This window comes from Bradyrhizobium altum, from assembly GCF_020889705.1.
Classification (GTDB): Bacteria; Pseudomonadota; Alphaproteobacteria; order Rhizobiales; family Xanthobacteraceae; genus Bradyrhizobium; species Bradyrhizobium altum.
Genome location: NZ_JACMYP010000463.1, coordinates 1 through 3,428, shown reverse-complemented (window position 1 = coordinate 3,428; position 3,428 = coordinate 1). Strand labels below are relative to the sequence as shown.

Genomic DNA, 3,428 nt, shown 5'->3' with positions numbered 1-3,428 from the left:
GTACCGACGAAATAAAGGCGGCCGCGCCAGCGCCAGCGCCCGCGGCCACGCCGGCTGCGGACAAGCCGCTGATGGCATCGCGCGATCCTGTGCTGAACAAGGTAACCGATGCGCCCAAACCGCCGACCTCGAGCGATGTCAACGCCGCGCCGATCCCGCCGCTCGTGATCACACCGGATCCGGACTCCGAAGTTGAAGACGATGCGCCGAAGGCGCAGATCCAGCGCACCGAGTTCGGCGTCGATCTGGGCACGGCAAATTCGGTCAACGGACTGCGCGCACTCTGGCGCAGCCTCTTGAAGTCGAAGGCCAACGCGCCGCTGGCTGCGCTGCGGCCGATCATCGTCATCAAGGAGAACAGCAACGGGCTCGGCATGCAGTTGCGCCTGGTGGCCGGACCGCTGAACGACGCCGGGACCGCCGCCAGGATTTGCGCCGGCCTCAGCCTGGTCCAGCGGACCTGCGAGACGGCGATCTATGACGGCCAGCGGTTGGCCCTGAACGAGCCGCCTGCGGGAGCCAAGTCGGCTTTGCCGCACCGGCGGGCCGCGTCGAGGCGCACGGTCACACCGCCGCAGCCGGTTGCCGAGGAAAAGAAGCCAGAGCCGACGACAATCTCCTCGATGTTCCGGCGGAACAGCCAATAATCATGTCCGGCAAAGGATTGCGGCCAAATTCTCAACCGATTTCGCTGCTCTGACCGAGCCTTGTCCGAAACCCCGTTCCCGACCATAGTGCCGCGATGACAAAACCTCCGTTCCGCCTCTCCCCCTATCAGGTCCAGTTCCTGATGGTCGTGGGCTTCGTCACCGTCGGCTACGCGCTGTATGTGCGCTATCTCGCAATCGAGTTCTCGCCAGTTGCACTGGCTTGCGACGCCGGCACGCAGACCATGCTCTGCAAGGCCCGCGCACTGTCGACCGTGCTGTTCAAGAACTCGGTGTTCGGGATCACGGCGCTGGTGATTGCGGTGCTGAACCTGACGCGGCCGTCGATCGTGCTGCTCACCGTCGGCTTGATCGCAGCCGGGCTCGGGATCGTGCTCTACAACGTCGTGCTGTCGGGACTTGCGATCGGCTTGTTTATCCTGGGTTTTGCGCGGCCCGCGCCCGCCACAGCGTAGCGGCGAGCAAGAGGTACATCACGCAGGTCCAGTCCGATTGCCAGTTGATCGTGCCCTCGTTGTAGATCGTGAAGAGGGCGGCGATCGCCAAAAGACCGGCGAACACGGATTCCGCGAGCGGCCGGATGCCTTCCTTCGGGCGATTGAGCATGGTCAGCAGCGCGAACGGCACCACCGCCATGGTGAGCGAGGCGTAGGGGAAATCGCGGTAGCGCGGATCGAAGGCGAAGCCGAGCGCGGTCTCGGCGGCGATCACCGTGGTGATGACCAGCACGATCGCCAGCAACGCGCCGATCGCACCCTTGCCGCGATAGTCGCGCGGCCCGACCAGCTCCAGGAAGGTCGGCAGCGAGCGCCCGGCGATCAGCGCATGCGCGGTCAGCAGGGGCGAAACGATCGCGGCTGCGAGCAGCACGCCCCAATGCAGCCCGCCGCCGACGCCGTAGCTCTCGTAATACATCTTGTCGCCGGCGATCCCGAGCAGCGTCCCCGCCGTCGTCGCCGAAATGCCAACCGCGATCCAGGCTGAGGGCCGCGGCGTCCAGGGCCGGCGGCGCAGCGTCAGCCAGGCCGCGAGGAAGGTGGCGACGGACAGCGCCATGCCGCCCGCCATCTGCAGCTTCCAGTCAGGATAGTTGCTGATCGCAACGCCCGGCGGATATTTCACCTGCCGCTTGATCGAATCGAACAGGCCCCAATTGCCGCCGACGGTGCCCTCGAGCATGCGTTTCCAGGGCTGGTCATAGGCCTCGATCAGGTTGACCCGGAATCCCTCGCGCCTGGCGAGATCGAGAATCTCGGACACCACCCGCGCCTGGTTGGTGCGCGACGGCAATGCGCCCTCCCGCATCCGCCCCGTGCTCGGCCAGCCGGTCTCGCCGATCAGGATCTCCTTGCCGGGGAACGTCACCGCCATCCGCTTGCGGATATCGTCGACATGCGCCGCGGCGTACTTCGCCTTGATCGGGATGTCCTCCCAATACGGCAGGATATGAATGGTGACGAAATCGACCGCGTCATAGATCTCGCGGTTCTTCACCCAGTATTCCCAGACATCGGCATAGGTGACCGGGAGATTGCCTGCCGAAGCCTTCACCGCGCGGATGTTGCCGGCCAGATCGGTGGCGGTCATCTCGCCGCGCAGCAGCACCTCGTTGCCGACGATCAGCGAGGTGACGACATCGGGATATTCTTTGGCGAGCCGGACCGCGATCGCGATCTGCTGCAAATTCTTGAAGCGGTTGCTGCTGAGCCAGATGCCCTGCATCACCTTCAGCCCGACCTTGGCCGCAACGCCGGGGACCTGGTCGAGGCCGTTCTCGATCGAATAGGTGCGCACGCAGTCGGTGACCTTGGCGAGATCGGCGAGGTCCTGCTCGATCTGCTCGATCGGAATCTGCGTGGTGGGATCGAGCGGCGTCTGGGCGCCGCGGAACGGCGTGTAGGACACGCATTGCAGCTTTGCGGCAGGATCGATCGGCGCGCGCGCGAGCGTAATCGGCGTGGCGAGCCACCACCACACGGATGCAATCACAGCGAGCGAGATCAGGAGAAGCGCCAGCGGCGTACGAAGCGAAATCGGTTCCATCCTCCGGGGGACCGTCGAATTAGCCGGTCACGGCCCGTCTGCCAAGTCCAGGAATCGGTCAATACCATGGTTGTCCTGCGACAGTTTTGCGCTGGGTCGATAAAGTTGTGAGTTTGCTGGACAAAATACCAAATTCCAGTCATGGGATTCCGCCAGAGTCTCCGCCGCACCGGAGACCTATTTGGACGGCATCACGCGAGCCGTTAGGATGATCCCGCAGGGGCCGGAACATATCGGGGAATGCATGCGTCGACGGCTGCTTGAGTTGAAGAACACTGCTTTGCGCCATCTTGCCGTAACGGGCCTCGTCACAGCGCTTGCGCTCGTGAACGGAGCCGGCGGCGCGTTCGCCCAGAGCGGCACGCCGAATCCGCCCGACCAGGCCAAACAGCAGCTTGGACAGCCCGACGCCAACGCCAACGCCGTGCGGGAGGCCAACCAGCGCAAGGTCGAGGAGTTCGTCGAGGCCCAGCAGGCCATCAACGGCCCGGCCGGCAACCCGGAATGCGTCTGGCTCGGCCGCCGCGTGGTCCGCCTGATGTGGAACGACGACCTCGATACCGCGTTCCGGCATCTCGACCTCTATGACCGGTTCGGCTGCCCCGGCGGGCACGTCCAGGCTGCCTTCCGCTGCCTGACCCGGTTCGGCGCCCAGATCGACGACAAGGTGCGCGGCAGCCTCGACGGCCGCATCCACGCCTGCTGGATCAACCCGGG

3 protein-coding genes and 1 pseudogene are annotated in these 3,428 nt (G+C 65.1%); 3 read left to right on the top strand and 1 reads right to left on the bottom strand.

Annotated elements, in window-relative coordinates; translation table 11 throughout:
- A pseudogene (locus H8B02_RS46240) lies at positions 1–647 on the top strand (hypothetical protein); the annotation flags it as partial.
- 95 nt (positions 648–742) lie between these two features.
- Positions 743–1,123, top strand: coding sequence for a hypothetical protein (locus H8B02_RS46235; protein WP_018271584.1), 381 nt, complete (start codon positions 743–745; stop codon positions 1,121–1,123).
- Here H8B02_RS46235 and H8B02_RS46230 read toward each other — a convergent pair.
- Complete coding sequence (locus H8B02_RS46230) at positions 1,083–2,711, bottom strand: glycoside hydrolase family 17 protein (RefSeq protein WP_229172362.1); 1,629 nt, start codon at positions 2,709–2,711, stop codon at positions 1,083–1,085. The genes H8B02_RS46235 and H8B02_RS46230 overlap by 41 nt on opposite strands.
- Positions 2,712–2,955: 244 nt before the next feature.
- On the opposite strand from H8B02_RS46230, the gene H8B02_RS46225 reads away from it, so the two are divergent.
- Positions 2,956–3,428 (top strand): beta-1-3, beta-1-6-glucan biosynthesis protein (locus tag H8B02_RS46225; RefSeq protein WP_229172361.1); only part of this gene is annotated, 473 nt, incomplete at its 3' end.